This is a genomic window from Staphylococcus sp. acrmy (assembly GCF_022690565.1).
GTDB lineage: Bacteria > Bacillota > Bacilli > Staphylococcales > Staphylococcaceae > Staphylococcus > Staphylococcus caledonicus.
Genome location: NZ_JALCVE010000006.1, coordinates 51,858 through 72,377 on the forward strand (window position 1 = coordinate 51,858; position 20,520 = coordinate 72,377).

Genomic DNA, 20,520 nt, shown 5'->3' on the forward strand with positions numbered 1-20,520 from the left:
TCCTCCTATAATAAATGTCCCATTTTAGTTTTTTTAGTCATCATATATACATGATTATGAGCAGTTTCCGGCACAATAATTTCTGTGCGTTGCGCTACTTTAATTCCATATTCTGTTAAGCCTTCAAATTTCTTTGGATTATTACTTAATAAATTAACTTGTTGTACATTAAAATAATTTAAAATTTGAGCAGCTATATGATAATCTCTTAAATCTTCATCAAAACCTAAAGCTAAATTTGCTGTAACTGTATCATGACCTTGCTCGATTAATTCATAAGCTTTCAATTTATTAATTAACCCAATACCTCTACCTTCTTGAGGTAAGTAGATAATTAAGCCACCATGCTTATTAATATAATCCATAGAGGCTTCTAATTGAGCCCCACAGTCACATCGTTGACTATGAAAGATATCGCCTGTTAAACACGCTGAATGAATTCGAACATTTTCAGTGGCACGTGGTTCACCTTTCGCAAGTACAACTATTTCCTCATCAGTAAATTCTGATTGGAAACCATACATTTCAAAGTCACCATTATCAGTCGGCATTTGTACACGTGCTTTTAATTTCACTTCATTCATATTATGTTTACGAAATTTAACTAAACTCTCAATTGTAATCATTTTTAAATTATGACGTTCTTTGAAGTGTTGAAGTTCCTCGCCTTTAGCCATAGTGCCATCATCATTCATAATTTCACAAATCACACCTGCTGGCTCAGCATCACTTAATTTAGCTAAATCTACTGCCGCTTCTGTATGGCCTGTTCTTTCAAGCACACCTTTATCTTTAGCGATTAATGGGAACAAATGGCCCGGTCTATGGAAATCTTCCGCAGTAGACTCTGAGTCAATTAAGGCACGAGCAGTGGCCATACGGTCAAAAGCACTAATTCCTGTTGAAGTCTTCACATGATCAATACTAACTGTAAAATTAGTACCGAAGCCATCCGTGTTATGTTCAACCATTGGCATAAGGTTTAAACGTTGAGCAATATGCGTATTGATTGGCGCACAAATTAGGCCACGTCCTTCTTGTGCCATAAAATTTATTGTATTATCATTCATCCACTGAGTAACTGCAATTAGGTCGCCTTCATTTTCACGGTCTTCATCATCTACAACGATAATACTTTCACCGCGTTTTAAAGCTTCAATTGCTTCGCTAATTTCATCAAATTTCATCGGTTAGGCCTCCTAAAATCCAAACGCTTTTAATTTATCAACTGTTAATTCTGAATCATTTCTATTAAGTATAGTTTCTACGTATTTAAATAAAACATCCGTCTCAAGATGCACATTGTCACCAATCTTCTTGGCAGAGAGTATCGTAGAGCGTCTCGTTTCAGGGATTAAATGAATATCGAAGCTATTACTATGTAAGTCGAAAACGGTGAGACTTACACCATCAACCGTAATAGATCCTTGCTTCACCAACTGTTTTATAATCGTATCAGGTGCTTTGATTGTCACAATTCGAGAGTTAGGGGTTTCATTAATATGCGATACCACACCCTTTTGATCGACGTGACCTAATACAAAGTGTCCACCAAAACGTCCATTTCCTGCCATTGCACGCTCCAAATTCACCTCATCATGTTGCTTAATTTGAGATAAATATGTTTTATCCTCCGTACCTTTAATTACTTGTACAGTAAAATAAGTATCTTGGAAGTTGATAACAGTTAGACATGCGCCATTGACGCTAATAGAATCACCAATCTGCATATCTTCTAAAATCTTATGACATGCAATGTCTAGCGTTCTTACGGATTGTTGTGTACGAATGTTTTTCACAGTACCTATTTCTTCAACGATACCTGTAAACATTGTTATTCACTTCTTTCGCATTATCATTTTTATATTTTGATTGATTAACTCAGTAGAAATAATTTCAAATTGTGTGGCCTGGTCTAAATCAATGACATGATCTGTTTGATAAAATTGATGTGTTCCACGACCACCTATTATTTTCGGGGCGTAATAAATAATAAGTTGATCTAAGTATTTAGATTGGAGAAATGCTGAAGTAACACGAGGACCTGCTTCAATTAATAGTTTACCTACGCCTCGTTCGTAGATATCAGTTAAAATATTATCTAATTTACAATCTGCTAAATGTATAATTTTAATATGATTATCTGGACTTGATAGCGATTCATTTTCAGTGTAAATCCAAACTTCACTCAAATTATCATGAAAGATTTGTTTCGAAAAATCAATGTCTCCCTTTCTTGATAAGATGATACGCGTTGGATGTTTTCCATCTTGAATTCGCGTTGTATACTGTGGATCATCCGCTTCAACAGTGCCATAGCCAGTGAGTACTGCATCATGAGTATGACGTAAGCGATAGACATCTTGTTTAACTTCAGGATTAGTAATCCACTGACTTTGTCCATTATCAGTCGCTTGTTTACCATCTAAGGTTACTGATACTTTTACAGTTATTTCAGGTATTTTGTCATTTTTCGCTTTGAAAAAGTCTTCATATAACTGTGCCGCTTCAGTTGAATGTTGATATTCAACTTCAATTCCAGCTTTCTGTAAGATTGCATCTCCTTCAGAAGGTAAAGTAGTGTCTTTGACTGCATATATTACTTTGTTAAGTCCAAATTCAATGATTTTATTGACACATGGCGGTGTTGAACCATAGTGCGTACAAGGTTCTAATGAAATATAAATTGTACCGCCTTTTGCTTTGTCTTGAGCCATATCCAATGCTTGAACTTCGGCATGTTTATCGCCTTGCATCAGATGTGCACCTAAACCTACGATGCGTCCATCATTAACTACTACTGAACCTACTGGAGGATTAATACCAGTTTGACCTTCAACCATTTGCGCAAGTTGTATTGCGTATTGCATAAAATTACTCAACTTATCACCTCTATAACTAAAAACTCCCTATACCGTAATGTAATTATTAGGCATAAGGAGTCTACATATATATTTAAATAAGCTTACGACATTTTGTAAATGTGCACGCTTAACAAACGTCTTTATTCAATGACGTCTTCATTCTTTCTCCCATCCAGACTTTTACTGTCGGCTCTAGAGTTTCACTAGATCAACCGAGCATGTCGTTACCAACAAGCTCGGGTCGCAGGCTTGATTTACTGCCGGTTGGGAATTGCACCCCGCCCCGAAAGAATTACTATGAAATTGTGATTATTGAGTTAATGTAGATTAGTTACTACAAAATAATCATACCCTTAATTTTTATAAATTACAAATGTAGAAACCATGTAAAAGTGAGAGTTCGCTATTTAATGGATAATTCAGCTAAATAAGTGTAAAGATTTACTGTTTGTGGTCAAAATGACTTTGTATTTTGTATAGATAGTCAACTGTACTAACAGCCTGATCAACAATCATTTTCACACCATTACGTAATTTGTTAACACCATTCGTAACATGGCCAATAGCAATCATATTATTAAGCGTGCCATATCTCAGACTTATAACTTGGTTCGTTTCAGGAATGATTTGAATACCGCCCATTGGATGAGGTTGTACGATACGATGATTTTCAAGATTTAAAATAAGTTGATCATCTTCATCTAAATCTGATAAATGCGTTTTTGCACCGGTAGCATTGATAACAACATCATATTGATATTCTGTATCATCGTCTTTAAATTTCAAGTTAAAATGACCATCATAATGTGAAATATCTTCTAATCCTCTTTTTATAATAAGTGAGTCATTATTTATCAATTCAATAATCAATTCTGCAGTTCTCGGTGGCATAGGATTAGAATTTAATTGAATAATCTTTGTAAAACGTTGATCGAATTCTTTTTGGTCTTCGTTACTCAAACTATTCCAAATCCAATTCAAATTCTCTTTAACATTTTCAATTAAGCTTTGGAAAGTCCCCACTTCTTCAGGGTGCTGTAAATCATACTCTAAATCATCAATCGCATTTCCAGTACGACGATGTGCTAAATGTTCTAAATCAATTTTATAATGCTCACAATCTAACTGAAACAGTTCAAACGCACGTTCTAGTGGCACATTGCCATAATGTTGCGCTTTTAATTTGTTAAAATTCTTTTTAGTTAAGTGTTTAAAAGTAATAGGAATCATCTTCCCTCTAACACTAGGCAGATGAGCCGAACGACTCGTCATTGTAATAGGTAATTTCGAATGATGTGCAGTCACATATCGTACAACATCGAGACTTGCTAAGCCCGTGCCAATAATTGCAATCTCATCAGATTGAGATACATCGTCCAATGTATTATATGTAGGATAAGGCGTTGGTATATATCCTTTTTTACCTTTCAATTCATATGGATCATGATATGCAAATGTGCCAGTTGTTAAGAAGATATAGTCATATTCTTTCCATTCATTCATATCTTCTGACGTACACACGTAATATTTGAGTGTCGTTTCATCTACATCTGATTTCGTAAATATCTCATCAACCTCTTTATTGATAATAATGAGATTATTATATATATGTTCATAGTTTAAAAGATACGATTTCATATAATGCCCAAATACAAATCGTGGTAAGTATTGAGGATTGTCAAATTTAAATTTAGTTTGGTCTTGATACCACTTCCAGAACTCTTCATCATCATCTAAATTTAAACTCATATTTTTGGTAGGTAGATTAATCAAGAGCTGACTACTATCATTTTGAAAAGGGACGCCCTGTCCCATGTTTTTAGCATTATCGTATACATCTACTTGTAGATTTTTAAATTCATCATACTTCACCAGTTGTCTAAGCACACTCACTCCAGCTGTGCCCGTTCCAATAATTGCAACACGCATATTTAACATCATCCTTCAGTTGAACTCTATATTTATTTAACTATTCTAGTATTATATCAATAACTTAATACCTATAAAATGAATTATACTTACTATATATAGCCTTTCTATATAATTTTTAACCCATTTAGGATATGTTATTATCTAGATATTGAGGTGAGATAAATGAAATTTTTAATTAAAGTTACTTTAGTCTTTGTGATTGCTTTTAGTTGGTTAAGTAGAAAAAATAAAGCCGAATAACTATAAACATTTAAAAAACCAAGAGTCTGGGACATAAATCCCAAAATAATAGCGTAGAGATGATTCAATCATGAATCGCCTCTACGTTTCTCTTTTTATCAACACTTCGTATTGTTTGGCTCGCATTTCCTAGGGGATGGGTCGAGCCACGGTCTCGACACTCATCCTATTCCCTCAGGAGTCTCGCCAAAAATACTACATTAGTTATACATAATTTCATATTAAAATACTAAAAAATAATACACTTACTCATCATTTAATAAATATTAATAAAATAAATTAAGAAATGTCTTATGATTATAAGACTATAGTCATTTAGATAATCATATAATTATATACTCTATACTTTATATACTTAATCTCTTTAATTGAGCCCAGCAGTCCGATATGACAGAGAGCCTAAAAAAACCAACGTGTCTCTTATAGTAAAGAGACGCGTTGATTTTTGTGTTATTTATGTTTGTTATCGTCTTTATAAACATAAAGTTTAAAATATTTACCTTCAGTTTTCATTTCTTTATAGAAATCTGCGATAATTTGAGCATTACTTTCTGCCCATTTAATATCAGTTGCGTATTGATGTTCACCTGGGTTCTTAGGATTCCATCTCATGCTATATAATGTATTTTGGTCATTATGTGATAAGAAATGTTGATGTATAAAATCGGCTCCACCTTTAATTGCTTTTTCAGGTGTATCCCAACCATGCTTTTTAGCGTATTCTGCACCAGTTTTAATTGGGTCACTATCTAAAGCGCCGACACCATAGAAGTTATAATATTTTTTACCGTCTATTTCTACGCCATTCGCAAGTTCACTTTTAACTGATCCTGTTTCTAATAATGCGTGAGAAATTAAATATACTTCATTAACATGCTTGTCTTTCGCCGCTTCGATAAATGCATCAGTATGTTTCAACAACATAGGTCTATCAAATAACATACGTTTAATACGATTTTCATCAATACCTTGATATTTTGATAAATCTAAAAATTGGTATTTTTGTTTGTCATTTTCAATGAATTTACTACTATCCATTGCTGATTTAATTTCGCCAGCTGACGCATCTCGCCACGCTGTATTATTTTTATTTGAGACTTGTTGACTTGTGTAGTTATCGATTTGTTTCTCAGCAGCTTTATTTAATGTAACATCTAAATGTTCTACACTTTCTTCTTCATCAACGTTCTTGAAAAATATTTGATCAGAAATCATTGAGAAAAAGACAAAACCCGCTACTATTAAAACAATAAGCAACCCTACTAAACTTATAATAGAGCCCTTCTTGTGCTTTGTCATATTCACACCTCTTAGGTCATTGTTGTAATCTTATTTAAAGTCTTTCATGATAATAAAGTTTAACATTATTAATACCTTTAAACAATTTTATAGTTACAATGTTACAAATTCATAAAATAAAAGTAATCAAATTGAAACTTAATAAAATAAAAAGTAATGAAACAAGATTAATTTCATTACTTTAATACGAGTCCGTCGATTTTATAAAATTTACTTATTTTCATTGCGATAATCCATCATGATGAAACTCGCTGCTTGTGATCTATTCTTGTAAAAATATTGATTCAAATCAATAGTTCCTTCGATTTCACCGTCACGGTACATCATTTCATTAGTAAAATTATTAATCATTACAAATTCTGAACGATCTCTAATAATGTCTAACTCATCATTTCTTGCAAAAAAATGCTCAAGATTTAAGTGTGCATAATCCAACGCTATACCTCCCATATTTTAGATTGGCCTTTAGCCTATAGTTTCAATTAATTTACCAATGTTAGGTTCAATTCTATATAAATGTCGAATCACGTTCAAACAAACGAATTTAGACAAATTTTCACTAATATTAGCTATTCTATGTTTACTATTTAACACCTATTTTTTAAATTACGCAAATGATATTTCATTGTTTTTATTTTAATATCTTCTTATCCGGAAAATTTAATTTATGTACATAAATAAGGAGAATTAAAATTTAGCATTGAATTTTGAAGAAATATATCTTAAACATCATAAAATTATTCACTATTTGTTAAAATAATATCACATCAAGTATAATTATGATGAATTTTATCAATTGTTATTAATTAAATTATGGCATTTATCCACGTTATATCATCCCACTTCACACATTACAATGGCTTCCTTTTTCTACACTCGCTTAAAATTCTATCTTATTGACCTTTTCAGAAAAGAAAATTTAAAGCTTGAAGCAATGACTATGGATACTCAAATGATGTCCACTTTACCTATCTCTTCCGACGATTATCATGCATGCTATTTGAACGATGTTAAACTGTTTCTTACGCCTCGTGAATACAGATGGCTTAATTATTATGTTCAAGGTTACAAACAATATGAAATAGCTCAATTTATGCATGTATCAGTGTCGATGATTAAAAAATATAAAACGAATGCGCTTATGAAACTCCGTAACTACTATCATGAAGGTGTATAGTATGTTACCTCATAATTCCTATAATTTATTATATCTCCAAACTTTAAAAAGTAGTTCGCTTAAGACTAAGTGCTGCTTTACCACTTATGACATGGTTCTTCCTTTTCCTATAAAAAAAGTACTTATCTATTATTTGGAGCAACATCATAAATCTTACTTACAACAAGTAAAATTGGCGAAACGTCTGCTCACAATTAATAAATTAGTACCTTTATATATTTCTGAAAAAGTTGTGTTATTTCCTGTTAAACATCAACGCGCTCCCCTACAAGTTTATATTAATGCCTTTACCGTGATAGGTTTAAGTTCACATAAGGATGGAACGCTCATTACTTTTGAAAATAATTTGTCGTTTTACGTGACTGAGCCTTATACCTTAGTATATAAGAAATGGCAAGAATGCTTACTCTTAATGCATTTAGTCCAAAAAACTACCTCATTTTATTAAATTTATATTCAAGTAGCTTTTTAGTAAATAATGCGGTTACCGATTTGATGAGCAATAGACTTACTAATGCTAGGAGTATTGACCCGATTAAAATTAAGATTACGTTAATAACTGACATCGATACTTGGGGATTTATAAAGTAATGAATGGCTGTCAGACTTGTAATAAAACCTACCAGAAACACTCCCATTAAACATGCGTAAATAAGCACCATGCCTATTAACAAAATGAGTAAAGATGTACTAGATACACTCTTTTCTTTAAAAATATTTTGTTTTAAAAAGTTGTTGGCAAATTGTATAGGTTTGTTATATTTCTTAGTATTCTCTTCTACATGGTCATTTTGACTATACTCGTATAATTTATCTTGCAATAATGCCTTTTCTTTCTTATTTAAAAACCACAGTTGTTTTTTTACTTTTTGTTCAAACGCTGCTTGTTTCATACCGTGTTGTCTCTCCTTTTTCTCTCTTAAAGTAAATCTTAATGAGATTTGTTAACAGACACAAGCGTTTAAAGTATATATTTTTCCAAATAAAAACTCCGTGAAAGGAGCGATAGTAAAGCGCTACATAAAACATGCTTTAATACCTCCCTTCACGGAGATGAATTATAAAATTTATAGAATTGATAAACCTGAACTTTGGATATCTTTTGCGAAACCTTGAACAGTGTCTACAGATAATTCATTAATGTCGCGTCCTAAGTTGTTATTTACTTTTTTAACAACGTCGGCTGGACATGTAATGATGTCGGCACCAATTTCATCTGCTTGGATGACATTGAATAATTCACGACAACTTGCCCATAATAATTTAACGCCATCTTTACTGTGCGCCACTTCAACAGATTCTTTCATTAATGGTAGTGGATCTACGCCAGTATCAGCTATACGACCAGCAAATACAGAGATATATGTTGGTACGCCGGCAGTAACTGCTTCAGTAATTTCTTTTACTTGTTCAATTGTATACACTGCAGTAACGTTTAAACGTACATTATCAGCTGATAATTTTTTAATTAATGAAATTGTTGATTCACCTTTTGAGTTAACCACAGGAATTTTAACAAATACGTTATCGCCGTATTGTTTTAAGATTTCTGCTTCTTTCTCCATTGTTTCTAAATCATCTGAAAAGACTTCAAATGAAATTGAAGCATCTTGAATTTCACGAACCGCTTCCTCAGCAAATGCTTTATAGTCAGTCACACCTGCTTTAGCCATTAAACTAGGATTCGTTGTGAAACCATCAACCTCTTTATTTTTATAAGCTGATTTCATTTGTTCGATATCTGCACCATCTGCAAATACTTCTACTTTAAGATTACCTTTAGCCATATTAATTTCCTCCTATATGTATTACGAATATAGTCAAATTCCATCACCATGGAATTAAATTGCTTTGTATATAATGTCCTGTCTCACATGATGTATTTACTATTCCGTATAAATTAAACATTTATAATTTATTTATATCATTCTTAAAGACTGTTAGCGAATGTTTTGCTCTTTTGAAAATGAATTCCCTATGAAAAGAAACTTTAATGACACTATTATATCTTTCTCTAAATATGGTAATATTGTTTAGTGATATCGAGTAGGAGGATATATATGTCGAAATCAAAAAAATACTTCTTTATTTCAGTCGTATTATTAATCATTAGTTTTTACTTTAATACATTTAATCCATTTTTAAGTCAACAAATTACATCTGTTAAATACCTATTAATAGCGTGTAGTATCGTCAATGTCATTATTTTAATCGTTGCAATTATATTTTCAGATAAAGCAATTAAACATTTAGATAAACAACAACGTGGTTGGCTTAGAATTTGTAGCAAACTATTACCTTTTATCATTCTTATAGTGATTTTATTCCACATTTACGCTTCTATTAGTACATTTGGCGTTTTATCATAATCCATGGTAAGTACTATTTCATAATATTGAGTAAAGGTGAAATACAAATGCAGTACGTTTTTATTTTTATAGGGGGTATGGTTGGCGCATTGCTTAGATTTTTAATATCTACGCTTAATCACACATCTTCCTTACCCATTGGCACACTTATTGCTAATTTAGTAGGTGCTTTTTTAATGGGTTACCTGTCCACTGTTGCTATACAATTATTTCAGAAATATCCTTTGATAAAAAAAGGAATGACAACTGGATTATTAGGTGCGCTTACCACATTTTCAACGTTTCAATTTGAACTTGTGAAAATGTTCCATCATGAGTCGTTTAGTTTGTTGTTAATATACGGGCTAACGAGTTATATCGCTGGTATAGTAATGTGTTGGTTTGGTGTTAAACTAGGAGGTCGCACATGATGATTAATGGTTTACTAGTTATGTTAGGTGGCGGTTTAGGTGCAGTGGTGAGAGCATGGCTATCTGATTATATTAAGGAGAAATGGTCTCCAAACTTCCCTATTGCTACGTTAATAGTGAATGTGTGTGGCAGTTTCTTAATTGGATTAGTAGTTGGCGTGACACTACACTATCAATGGTTCAGTATGCTTGTCGTGACAGGATTTTTAGGTGGGTTAACTACCTTCTCAACGATGTCTTATGAACTTGTTCAAATGATGACATCGAAATTTAAGCCATTGCGCTTTATAAGCTATACACTATTGCAATTTATTGTAGGCTTTATCGCTTGCTATATAGGATATTCGATAAATTAAACACTTCATAATTAACGCTATCATCGTCGCTAATTATGAAGTGTTTTCGTTTACTTATTTACCTTCAAATGTATTTGGATCTGGCCCCACTCGTTTATCCTTATTTAAATCATCAATTTTCTTCATTTGCTCCTCAGATAATTCAAAATTAAAGACATTGATATTTTCTTCTATTCTACTAGGTGTAACTGATTTAGGAATGACGATGACACCGTGCTGAATGTTCCAACGTACAATCACTTGTGCAGTAGAAACATTTAGTTCATCGGCCACTTCTTTTAATGTTTCATCATTTAGAATTTGAGCGTTCATAAATGGTGACCATGATTCCATATAAATGTTTTGTACTTCTAAATATTTTCGAAGTTCTTTTTGCGTAAAGTAAGGGTGAAATTCAACTTGGTTAATGACTGGTTTAATAGAAACTTGTGCGAGTAAAGCTTCAAAATGGTCAGCATTAAAATTACTTACACCAATATTTTTTACTTTATTGTCTTTATATAAATCTTCCATACCTTTCCATGTATCTATCATGAGTGCCTCGTTAGTTCCAGGCCAATGTACTAAATATAAATCTAAATAATCTAAGCCTAATTTTTTTATACTCGTTTCATATGCTTGTGCCACATTTTCACGACCGAAATCTTCAAAATACAATTTAGAAGTGATAAATAAATCTTCACGGTTTAAACCAGTAGACTCGAGTCCTTCTTTAATACCTAGCCCTACTTGTTCTTCATTACCATATACTTTAGCTGTATCAATACTACGATATCCCACTTCAATAGCATGTTTCACTGCTTCTTTACATTCTTCATTATTAGCAACTCTAAATGTACCTAAACCAACCTTAGGCATTTTATGGCCATTATAGAATTCAATTGTCTCCATAGTATTCACTCCTCTTCTTACATTATTATAGTTTCATATTCCCTAAATAATAGTATATAAAAACTGTTTTTTTGTATAAAAAATAGGCTAAAGATAAATTCTGTTCGAAATCATCTTTAGCCTATCATATGTGTAGTCATTAGTTATTTAATTAAATGTTTCAATTTTATCCATCACATCTTGTAGTTCATCTACATTATATTGGATACGTCCGTGGAAGACGAACTTATTAAAGAATTCATCTAACTGTTCAGGACCAACTAATACTTTGACACTTGAGCTTTGTGCATAGTTTGAAATAGTGACATCGCCTTCATATTTAGGATTGAAATATAAAATAGATGTTGGTGTATATTTAGCACCTAATTGAGTTTGTAAATCTGTCGCTAACTTTTCAATTGCTGCAAGTTGGTCGGAATAATTTACAAATGATAATGAGTGTTTATCGTCGTTTTGATCTAGCACTAATGTTTGTGGAGATGTAGCGTCTAAATCTAACGTATTAAACACTTGCTCCATTAAAGGTAGCTCTTGGAATTGGTTACCACTAATACCATTATAAACATGACCTTTTAACAGTTGAGAATCAATAATGTAAAGTCCTGTACGTGTTAATACAAGGTGACTAATACGTTGAACATCGTTAAATTCATTACTTGGTAAGAAGATGTTCGCCATAATATGCATATCTTCACGTCTGATACGTTTTTCATTAACTAGGCGATCACGTATACCAATTAAACGCATATCAGTAATATATTCGCTTTTATTTTTTGAGAATACTTTAAGTGCATCGATTTCACGGTTTTTACCACTTACGGTTGCGTCGAAATCTTCTTTTTGTTTCGTCACTTGCTTTTTATTCTCAATTCGTTCTTTTTCAAGAGCTTCTTCGTGAGTAGCTCTCATTTCTTTCTCTTTATGCTCATACTCTTCTTTGGTTTTTTGTTGAATATTATTTTTACTTTTCAAAGCAACTAAGAATAATATTAGGCAGATAATAGCAATTACTACCGCTACAATTAAACCAATCTCGACTGGTCCGAATGAATTCATTAAAACAACGCTCCTTTTAAACTGTCAATTATGTTCATTATAATAGAAAATATCTATAATTTCGACAATTAGCATATCAAATTGCTTAAAGCATTAATTAAGCTTGTACTGCATCTTTCAGTACATTGACTTTATCTAATTTCTCCCATGGTAATAACACATCGGTACGACCGAAATGACCATAAGCTGCAGTTTGTTTGTAGATTGGGTGTTTTAAATCTAACATTTTGATAATGCCTGCTGGACGTAAATCAAAGTTTGTTCTCACTGCTTCTACGAGTTGTGCTTCTGTCACTTTACCAGTGTTAAATGTATCAATCGCTATTGAAACGGGTTCAGCTACACCAATCGCGTAGGCTAATTGTACTTCACATTGATCAGCTAATCCGGTTGCTACGATATTCTTCGCGACATAGCGTGCTGCATATGCTGCTGAGCGGTCAACTTTTGTTGGATCTTTACCACTGAAACAACCACCGCCATGACGTGCATAACCACCATATGTATCTACAATGATTTTACGCCCAGTTAAACCAGCGTCACCTTGAGGTCCACCAATTACAAATCGGCCTGTTGGATTAATAAAGAATTTAGTATCTTCATCAATAAGTCCTTCTGGAACTGTAGGATAAATGACATGTTCTTTAATATCGCTTTGAATTTGTTCTAATTCAATATCATCCGCATGTTGTGAAGATACGACGATTGTGTCGATACGTTTAGGTTTATCATTGTCATCATATTCAACTGTTACTTGAACTTTACCATCTGGACGTAAATATTTTAAAATGCCATCTTTACGTACATCTGATAAACGTTTCGCAAGTTGATGTGATAAGAATATTGGTAGAGGCATATATGTTTCTGTTTCGTTAGTCGCATAACCAAACATTAAACCTTGGTCTCCTGCACCAGTCGCTTCAATTTCTTCTTCTGAAATATCATTTCTATATTCGTATGCTTTGTCTACTCCTTGAGCGATGTCAGGAGATTGTTCATCAATAGCTGTTAATACAGCCATTGTTTGATAATCGTAGCCATATTTAGCACGTGTATAACCAATATTTTTAATCGTTTCGCGTACAACTTTAGGAATATCCACATATGTAGAAGTTGAAATTTCCCCTGAAATTAAAGCCATGCCAGTAGTTACTGTAGTTTCACACGCAACACGGGCATTTGGGTCATCCTTTAAGATTTCATCTAAAATAGCATCAGAGACTTGGTCAGCAATTTTGTCCGGGTGGCCTTCTGTAACTGATTCTGAAGTAAATAAACGTTTATTATAAGTCATGATTGGCTCCTTTTTTCTTGTATTTACGAAAATTCTCTTTAAAATTATGAGCTAAAAAAATAAAAAAGCCTTCTTCACTAATAAGATAGAGAGAAGGCTCAGATACGTCCATTCGCTCTTATCGTTCAGACCATATTTGTCTGCAAACGGTTTGGCACCTTTCTTTAATAAAAAAGAGGTTGCTGGGTTTCATTGGGTCCATGTCCCTCCACCACTCAGGATAAGAGAATCCGCTAAGAACTATACTACCGAATTCACTTATCAATGTCAATTTTGTTTTTTAATGATTTTTTGTCTTTTCCATGTGGAATAATCGTTGTATTGTGTTATACTACTTTAATGTAAAGGCTTACACGAAATATTTATAATTTGATGTTGGAGGGAAAGGTATGTCAGTAGATACATATAGCGAAACACCTAAAATTAAACACTTATTAGAAAAAGAAAGTTCATTATTTCAACTTTCTACTACTCAACTTTATTACAAGATTTTAAACAACAACGAAGGCGAATTAACAGAACTAGGTGCTGTTAACGCAAGCACTGGTAAATACACAGGACGTTCTCCAAAAGATAAATTCATCGTAACTGAACCTTCTTACAAAGACAATATTGCTTGGGGCGATATTAACCAACCCATCGATGAAGAAACATTCTTAAAACTTTACAATAAAGTTTTAACTTACCTCGATCAAAAAGATGAACTTTATGTATTTAACGGCTACGCTGGTAGTGATAAAGATACACAATTAAAATTAACAGTGATCAATGAACTTGCATGGCATAACTTGTTCGCACAAAATATGTTCATCCGCCCTGAATCTAAAGAAGAAGCTCAAAATATTAAAGCTAACTTCACTATCGTTTCAGCACCATATTTCAAAGCTGACCCTGAAGTAGACGGCACTAAATCTGAAACATTTGTTATTATTTCATTCAAACATAAAGTCATTTTAATTGGTGGTACAGAATACGCTGGTGAAATGAAAAAAGGTATCTTCTCAGTTATGAACTATTTATTACCTATGCAAGATATTATGAGTATGCATTGCTCAGCTAACGTTGGTAATAAAGGCGATGTAGCTTTATTCTTCGGATTATCAGGTACTGGTAAAACAACATTATCTGCTTCACCAGATCGTAAATTAATTGGTGACGACGAACATGGTTGGAATAAAAACGGTATCTTTAACATTGAAGGTGGTTGCTATGCAAAAGCGATTAACCTTTCTAAAGAAAAAGAACCTCAAATCTATGACGCGATTCAATACGGTACAATTTTAGAAAATACTGTTGTAGACGAACGCGGCCGTGTAGACTTTGACGATAATACACATACTGAAAACACACGTGCAGCTTACCCTATTCATCATATCGATAATATCGTATTACCATCTAAAGCAGCACACCCTAATACAATTATTTTCTTAACTGCTGATGCCTTTGGTGTACTTCCACCTATTTCAAAATTAACGAAAGCTCAAGCTATGTATCACTTCCTAAGTGGTTTCACTTCTAAATTAGCAGGTACAGAACGTGGTGTAACAGAACCAGAACCATCATTCTCTACATGTTTCGGAGCACCATTCTTACCATTAAATCCAATTAAATATGCTGATTTATTAGGTGAACTTATCGATGAACATGACGTAGATGTTTATTTAGTAAATACAGGCTGGACTGGCGGTAAATATGGTGTAGGTCGTCGTATTAGCCTACATTATACACGCCATATGGTAGATCAAGCGATTTCAGGTAAATTGAAAGATGCTGAATTCACTAAAGATGAAAAATTCGGCTTAAACATTCCAGCTGAAATGGAAGACGTACCTAAAACAATCCTTAACCCTATCAATGCATGGAGCGATTCAGATAAATATCGTGAACAAGCAGATGACTTAATCAAACGCTTTGAAGAAAACTTCAAGAAATTTGGTTCTGAAGTAGAAGACATTGCTCAAACTGGTGGATTTAACAAATAATATTAGAGTTTTCTATTTAATAAGATGAAAACAAGATACTGAGTAAAAGTTCCTATATATAGACGTAGACATGATTCAAAATGGAATCATGTCTACGTCTATTTTCTTCGATTTATATCAATACTTCGTATTGTTTGGCTCGCATTTTCTAGGGGGGAGCGGGACAGAAATCTAATGCAATTTCTAAGATTTCGTAGTCCCGCCCCGGCAAGGTTGACTAGAAATGAAGAAAGTGAGGCTCGAACGCCTCTTCATTTCAGACAACTACTGCCAAGCCGAGCCACGGTCTCGACGCTCATCCTATTCCCTCAGGAGTCTCGCCTACAATACTACATTAGTTATAAGTAATTTCACATTATAATATTAAAAAAATATCTCATAATTATAGTAATTACTATCTTCTCTTTTTTCCAAGATATTTATATCCCTATTAATTGTCGCTCTCAATGCGTTTCATCCAGTTTTTAACGTAAGTTAATGTATCTTTCATTGCTTCTGGTCGTAGTACATGGCCTTCATTGGGTTGATAAAACGTTTCATATTTGGCATCTTTTACTTTTAATTGCTTTTCTAAATAATGCGCCTGGTCAATATTCACTTGTTTATCTTTTCCCCCGTGAACAATTAATATCGGTGGACTTTGACTATCAATTGATTTAACGGCATCTCGCTTATCGTATTGGGCTGCATCTTTCTTAGGATGACCTACCATACGACGTAACATACCACGTAAATCAACACGTTCTTCATACATTAAACGTACATCTGAAACGCCACCCCAAATAATATAACTATCGACTGGGTAATCTTGAAATGTGAGCAATCCTTGTAACCCGCCTCTAGAGAAACCAATCATATGGAGAAAGGCATTCGGATACTGTTGTTTTAAAATACGAATAAGATACGTGACATCTTTTAAATCTGCATTACAGAACTCATCTTGTCCTTCGCTACCACTACTGCCTCTATAATAAGGACCAACCACTAACGTTTGTTCATTTGCAAACTGCATTAATCTCGCGGCTCTTACACGCCCTACTTGCCCTTTACCACCACGTAAATATATCACGATGCGTTGTACTTCTTCACGAGAAGGCACCATTTGTAAGGCTTTTAGCTTTAATTCATCTACAGTATAAGTAATCTCTTCAAAATCATGCGTTTTGGAAGTAATAGGCTTTTTTTTATTCTTGATAATATCCAAGCGCTATCACCCTTTCTAAACAATGTAAGATGGCATCATCTTGAATCAAATAACTTCGTTCATCATGAGGAATATCATTTATATGCTTATATAACAAAGGACCTTTTGTTTCTAAATAATCTTCTTTGGTTTCTAATTGCTCTACATTTATAAGATAGACATCTTTTTTGAACATGGAGCGATCTTGTGTAGATACGTCATATTGAGCAATATAGTGTACATCTTGAGCAATGCCACCCGTTTCTTCATACAATTCCCTTTCAATCGCATATCTACTTTCTTCACCCTGTTCAACTTTACCTCCAGGAAATTCAATCCCCCTTATTTTGTGTTGGGTAAATAAGAGTTGATTTTGAAAAATAGGAATAGCTAAAACGTGATTACCATTTGGCCTATCATTGTCTGTTTTATACTGCATTGTTACGCGTCTATTATCTTTATCTATAAACTCCACATTGCTCACTACTCCTTTATATGTGTTAAAATATTTAATAATTGAAAATCAGTTGGAGGCTTAAAATGCTTAAAAAATTATTTTTAGGAATAATTCATATATATCAACGTTATATTTCGCCTATGACACCACCTACGTGCCGTTTTTATCCTACCTGTTCTGAATATACCCGTGAAGCAATTGAAGTTTACGGGCCATTAAAAGGTGGCTATATGGGCGTTCGTCGTATATTAAAATGCCATCCGCTTCATAAAGGTGGCTTTGACCCTGTCCCTTTAAAAAAAGATAAAGACAAACATAAACATTAATTAAAATATAATAATTTAGACTTATCAACTTGAGGAGGATTAAATGAAATTAATCCTCTTTTTAATTTGCCTACCCCTTGTGTGAAATCTTCATCAAAGTAATATCCATCTGGCGTGACATCACCTGGATAAGATCCCTCTTTAGCTAGTAAAGCCGTGAAATACTTACTTAACCCATATTCATACATTCCACCGACCACAAATTTCACATTATGCGCTTTTAATTGAGTGATTAGTCGTAGCACTTTATCTATTCCACCTATTCTAAATGGCTTTATCACCACTACCTTGACGGGATAGCGCTCAATAATTGATAAAATTGTAGTCTCATCTATAGCTTTTTCATCTATAGCAATTGGTGGATAATTTGTTAAATCAAGTTGGTGTAATGTCGATAAGTCTTTAAACGGCTCTTCTATATATAAAATATTGGCCAGTGTTTGTTTCTTAATTTTCTCAAAATCTGAAATATTGAGTGATTCATTCGCATCCAGTGCAAAGTTAACGTTAAATGGTAGTTCTGTAGTCAAAGTTTCTATATCTGAAAGAAGAGTTTCAGACCATTTCAATTTAATACGAGATGGCTGTGTTGCTTGCAATGCACCAAGCTGATGCTCGGTTAAACCACTAGCTGTAGCGCCATATTCCACTTCAAAGCTAGGCAACGAATGATACATTTGATAAATAGCCATCACTATCGTACATCTTGCTGCCGGTTGATAATCTAATAATTCTAGATAAGGCAACCATTCTTCAAACGTCGTAAACGTTTTATTTTTAATCTTCTCTGACCACTGTGCTAAGGTCTGTTTTACTGAAGTGATTGTCTCTTTATCATACCAATCTGTTTCAAACGCATTACACTCTCCATAAAACGAGTCGTGTGTATCAGTTACCAGTTCTACAATAAGTGCTTTACGATGAGTCAGTTTTATCTTAGGAGTCGTAATCGCTGACTTAAATTCAGCATTATAGTAATAGAAATGAATATCTTGAACTTTCATTAAATTAATCTCCCTGATTCACTTTATTACGTTGAAGTTTACCAGTCGAAGTGTACGGCAACGTTTCTACTCGTTGATACGCTTTCGGCACTTTATACTTCGCTAAATTTTGTTGTAGAAAATGAGTAAGTTGCTCCTCTTGCACGTCTACATCAGATACATAGTAAAGTTTCGGTACTTGGCCCCATGTATTATCCTCAAGTGGTACACATACCGCATCTTGTATCGCCTCATAGCGCTTAGCTACCGTCTCAATTTCATAAGGATAAATATTTTCTCCTCCACTAATAATCAAATCTTTACGACGATCATACACCATGACGAAACCATCTTTATCAATTTCGGCAATGTCACCAGTCTTAAAATACCCTTCTTCAAATGTATAGCTTAAATGACTAGGATATAAATAACCATTCATGACATTTTCTCCCTTGATAAGTAATTCGCCCCGACCCTTTTTATCGGGATGCTTAATTTTAACTTTCACATTGTCACTTGGTTTCCCTACCGTATCATAACGTTCCGCAAGCATTTCAGGCGATGCCGTTAAGAATTGAGAACACGTTTCCGTCATGCCAAATGAATTATATATTGGTAATTGATAACTTAGCGCTTGATCAATAAGCGTAGATGATAGCTTTGCGCCTCCTAATAATATTTTCTCTATTGAAAATGGCTGCGTTAACCCAGCATCCATTAACCATTTCAACGTTTGAGGCACAAGCGATATATGCGTAGGCTCTTCATGTTTTATAATAGATAACATTGTTTCAGTATGATACTTTTTCAAAATACGCACCGTAAAGCCCTCAATAATAGAACGTAGTAGAACGCTTAAGCCTGAAATATGATAAATAGGTAAGACGGATAACCATATCGTTTGTTGATTAAATCCTAAGCTTTCTTTACAGCCGATAGCACTTGCGTAATGATTTCTAAAAGTTTGAGGCACCGCCTTTTGTGGACCAGTAGTCCCTGAAGTGAACATAATTGAAGCAATGTTATCAATATCGAATACTTCATTATTCAGTTGTTTCTTATATGTATGTAAATCACTACTTTGAATGACATTAAATGATGGTAAATCAAAGTGAGTAGTAGTTATAATTGTAGAAATGTTTACTGAATTCATTTGATTAATCATTTCTTGTTGTGTTAATCGTGTATTAATCATCGCCACTTCCACATTAGCTAACCAGCAAGCATTCACTAAAATCACTGAGGCAAGATCATTATTGATATATAGACCTACTCTATCCTCATTTAAAGATAGTATATTCTCAGAAAGTGAATAAGCTTCTTTGTATAAATCTTTAAAAGTGATTGTCGAGTCGCCCTCGCTAATAGCAATCTTATCTCCATTGTATAGGCTTTGTTCTTTTAACCAAAAATCCACTGCGCATTCCTCCATAATTTGTACACATTAATTATAACGATTTTTAAGGAAGTTAGCAGTGGTTATGATTGAATGGGATGATAATTAGGTTATTTATTGGGAATTTTAAAAGCATGGAGTGAATGAATTAATTGGCAATCGCTCTATAATTGAAAATATGCAGCTCAACCAACACAAAAAAAGCCATAACTAATCAACTAGCTACGACTCGTGCCTATGATTTTCAATTATAATGCCTAGTCTCATAGGAAACGGCTACTATCTATCGTTCAATGTATTTTGGT

Annotated in this window: 22 protein-coding genes and 2 riboswitches; of the genes, 7 read left to right on the plus strand and 15 right to left on the minus strand. The window is 33.5% G+C overall.

Annotated features, from left to right (window positions below; translation table 11 throughout):
* Window positions 1-5 precede the first annotated feature (5 nt).
* The 6 genes from ribB to FH144_RS07665 form a co-directional block, all read right to left on the minus strand.
* Complete coding sequence (gene ribB / locus FH144_RS07640) at window positions 6-1,187, minus strand: 3,4-dihydroxy-2-butanone-4-phosphate synthase (RefSeq protein WP_242314818.1); 1,182 nt, start codon at window positions 1,185-1,187, stop codon at window positions 6-8.
* Between the two features lie 12 nt (window positions 1,188-1,199).
* On the minus strand, window positions 1,200-1,832 hold the full coding sequence (locus tag FH144_RS07645; protein WP_107507576.1) for a riboflavin synthase: 633 nt from the start codon (window positions 1,830-1,832) through the stop codon (window positions 1,200-1,202).
* 6 nt (window positions 1,833-1,838) lie between these two features.
* The gene (gene ribD, locus FH144_RS07650; protein WP_242314820.1) at window positions 1,839-2,882 is read right to left on the minus strand and encodes a bifunctional diaminohydroxyphosphoribosylaminopyrimidine deaminase/5-amino-6-(5-phosphoribosylamino)uracil reductase RibD; all 1,044 of its coding nucleotides are present in this window, start codon (window positions 2,880-2,882) and stop codon (window positions 1,839-1,841) included.
* Between the two features lie 138 nt (window positions 2,883-3,020).
* A riboswitch (FMN riboswitch) is annotated at window positions 3,021-3,159 on the minus strand.
* 146 nt (window positions 3,160-3,305) lie between these two features.
* A complete protein-coding gene (locus FH144_RS07655; protein ID WP_242314823.1) occupies window positions 3,306-4,793 on the minus strand; it encodes an FAD/NAD(P)-binding protein in 1,488 nt (495 codons plus the stop codon).
* Window positions 4,794-5,486: 693 nt separating this feature from the next.
* Window positions 5,487-6,335, minus strand: coding sequence for a peptidoglycan release complex glucosaminidase SagB (gene sagB, locus FH144_RS07660; protein WP_242314825.1), 849 nt, complete (start codon window positions 6,333-6,335; stop codon window positions 5,487-5,489).
* Window positions 6,336-6,545: 210 nt separating this feature from the next.
* Window positions 6,546-6,770, minus strand: coding sequence for a hypothetical protein (locus FH144_RS07665; RefSeq protein WP_103167139.1), 225 nt, complete (start codon window positions 6,768-6,770; stop codon window positions 6,546-6,548).
* 361 nt (window positions 6,771-7,131) lie between these two features.
* Here FH144_RS07665 and FH144_RS07670 point away from each other — a divergent pair, with 361 nt between their 5' ends.
* Together FH144_RS07670 and FH144_RS07675 are read left to right on the plus strand one after the other, a co-directional pair.
* Window positions 7,132-7,512: a LuxR C-terminal-related transcriptional regulator gene (locus tag FH144_RS07670; RefSeq protein ID WP_277953154.1), complete on the plus strand. Its 381-nt coding sequence runs from the start codon at window positions 7,132-7,134 to the stop codon at window positions 7,510-7,512.
* A 1-nt stretch (window position 7,513) separates the two neighbouring features.
* The gene (locus FH144_RS07675) at window positions 7,514-7,960 is read left to right on the plus strand and encodes a competence protein ComK (RefSeq protein WP_107507581.1); all 447 of its coding nucleotides are present in this window, start codon (window positions 7,514-7,516) and stop codon (window positions 7,958-7,960) included.
* Here the strand turns inward: FH144_RS07675 and FH144_RS07680 are convergent.
* Together FH144_RS07680 and FH144_RS07685 are read right to left on the minus strand one after the other, a co-directional pair.
* Window positions 7,944-8,405 (minus strand): hypothetical protein, encoded by a 462-nt coding sequence (locus FH144_RS07680; RefSeq protein ID WP_242314827.1) that lies wholly within the window; start codon window positions 8,403-8,405, stop codon window positions 7,944-7,946. The genes FH144_RS07675 and FH144_RS07680 overlap by 17 nt on opposite strands.
* A 174-nt stretch (window positions 8,406-8,579) precedes the next feature.
* Window positions 8,580-9,299: a transaldolase gene (locus tag FH144_RS07685; RefSeq protein WP_242314829.1), complete on the minus strand. Its 720-nt coding sequence runs from the start codon at window positions 9,297-9,299 to the stop codon at window positions 8,580-8,582.
* Window positions 9,300-9,572: 273 nt separating this feature from the next.
* Here FH144_RS07685 and FH144_RS07690 point away from each other — a divergent pair, with 273 nt between their 5' ends.
* Genes FH144_RS07690 through crcB (FH144_RS07700) form a run of 3 tightly spaced genes read left to right on the plus strand, consistent with a single transcriptional unit; the run spans window position 9,573 to window position 10,647 of the window.
* Window positions 9,573-9,881, plus strand: coding sequence for a hypothetical protein (locus FH144_RS07690; protein ID WP_198611634.1), 309 nt, complete (start codon window positions 9,573-9,575; stop codon window positions 9,879-9,881).
* A gap of 47 nt (window positions 9,882-9,928) precedes the next feature.
* Window positions 9,929-10,291: a fluoride efflux transporter CrcB gene (gene crcB, locus FH144_RS07695; RefSeq protein WP_242314830.1), complete on the plus strand. Its 363-nt coding sequence runs from the start codon at window positions 9,929-9,931 to the stop codon at window positions 10,289-10,291.
* Window positions 10,291-10,647 (plus strand): fluoride efflux transporter CrcB, encoded by a 357-nt coding sequence (gene crcB, locus FH144_RS07700; protein ID WP_198611697.1) that lies wholly within the window; start codon window positions 10,291-10,293, stop codon window positions 10,645-10,647. The genes crcB (FH144_RS07695) and crcB (FH144_RS07700) overlap by 1 nt, the downstream gene beginning before the upstream one ends.
* A 54-nt stretch (window positions 10,648-10,701) precedes the next feature.
* Here crcB (FH144_RS07700) and FH144_RS07705 read toward each other — a convergent pair whose 3' ends face one another.
* The 3 genes from FH144_RS07705 to metK form a co-directional block, all read right to left on the minus strand.
* Entirely contained in the window at window positions 10,702-11,538 is an 837-nt protein-coding gene (locus FH144_RS07705; RefSeq protein ID WP_242314832.1) for an aldo/keto reductase, read from the minus strand.
* A 147-nt stretch (window positions 11,539-11,685) separates the two neighbouring features.
* Window positions 11,686-12,594 carry an NERD domain-containing protein gene (locus tag FH144_RS07710; protein ID WP_242314834.1) on the minus strand — a complete coding sequence of 303 codons (909 nt, stop codon included), beginning with the start codon at window positions 12,592-12,594 and terminating at the stop codon, window positions 11,686-11,688.
* 97 nt (window positions 12,595-12,691) lie between these two features.
* Entirely contained in the window at window positions 12,692-13,888 is a 1,197-nt protein-coding gene (metK, locus tag FH144_RS07715; RefSeq protein ID WP_242314835.1) for a methionine adenosyltransferase, read from the minus strand.
* Window positions 13,889-14,003: 115 nt separating this feature from the next.
* A riboswitch (SAM riboswitch) is annotated at window positions 14,004-14,115 on the minus strand.
* Between the two features lie 162 nt (window positions 14,116-14,277).
* Between metK and pckA the strand changes: the two genes are divergently transcribed.
* Window positions 14,278-15,870: a phosphoenolpyruvate carboxykinase (ATP) gene (gene pckA, locus FH144_RS07720; RefSeq protein WP_107507589.1), complete on the plus strand. Its 1,593-nt coding sequence runs from the start codon at window positions 14,278-14,280 to the stop codon at window positions 15,868-15,870.
* Between the two features lie 430 nt (window positions 15,871-16,300).
* On the opposite strand, the gene FH144_RS07725 is transcribed toward pckA, so the two are convergent.
* Both FH144_RS07725 and ytkD read right to left on the minus strand, forming a co-directional pair.
* Window positions 16,301-17,074, minus strand: coding sequence for an alpha/beta hydrolase family protein (locus FH144_RS07725; RefSeq protein WP_242314837.1), 774 nt, complete (start codon window positions 17,072-17,074; stop codon window positions 16,301-16,303).
* The gene (gene ytkD / locus FH144_RS07730; protein ID WP_242315035.1) at window positions 17,055-17,492 is read right to left on the minus strand and encodes an RNA deprotection pyrophosphohydrolase; all 438 of its coding nucleotides are present in this window, start codon (window positions 17,490-17,492) and stop codon (window positions 17,055-17,057) included. The genes FH144_RS07725 and ytkD overlap by 20 nt, the downstream gene beginning before the upstream one ends.
* A gap of 101 nt (window positions 17,493-17,593) precedes the next feature.
* On the opposite strand from ytkD, the gene yidD reads away from it, so the two are divergent.
* Window positions 17,594-17,836: a membrane protein insertion efficiency factor YidD gene (yidD, locus tag FH144_RS07735; protein ID WP_107508675.1), complete on the plus strand. Its 243-nt coding sequence runs from the start codon at window positions 17,594-17,596 to the stop codon at window positions 17,834-17,836.
* Here the strand turns inward: yidD and menC are convergent.
* Window positions 17,833-18,840 (minus strand): o-succinylbenzoate synthase, encoded by a 1,008-nt coding sequence (gene menC, locus FH144_RS07740; RefSeq protein WP_242314839.1) that lies wholly within the window; start codon window positions 18,838-18,840, stop codon window positions 17,833-17,835. The genes yidD and menC overlap by 4 nt on opposite strands.
* A gap of 4 nt (window positions 18,841-18,844) precedes the next feature.
* A complete protein-coding gene (menE, locus tag FH144_RS07745) occupies window positions 18,845-20,236 on the minus strand; it encodes an o-succinylbenzoate--CoA ligase (RefSeq protein WP_242314841.1) in 1,392 nt (463 codons plus the stop codon).
* Window positions 20,237-20,520 lie beyond the last annotated feature (284 nt).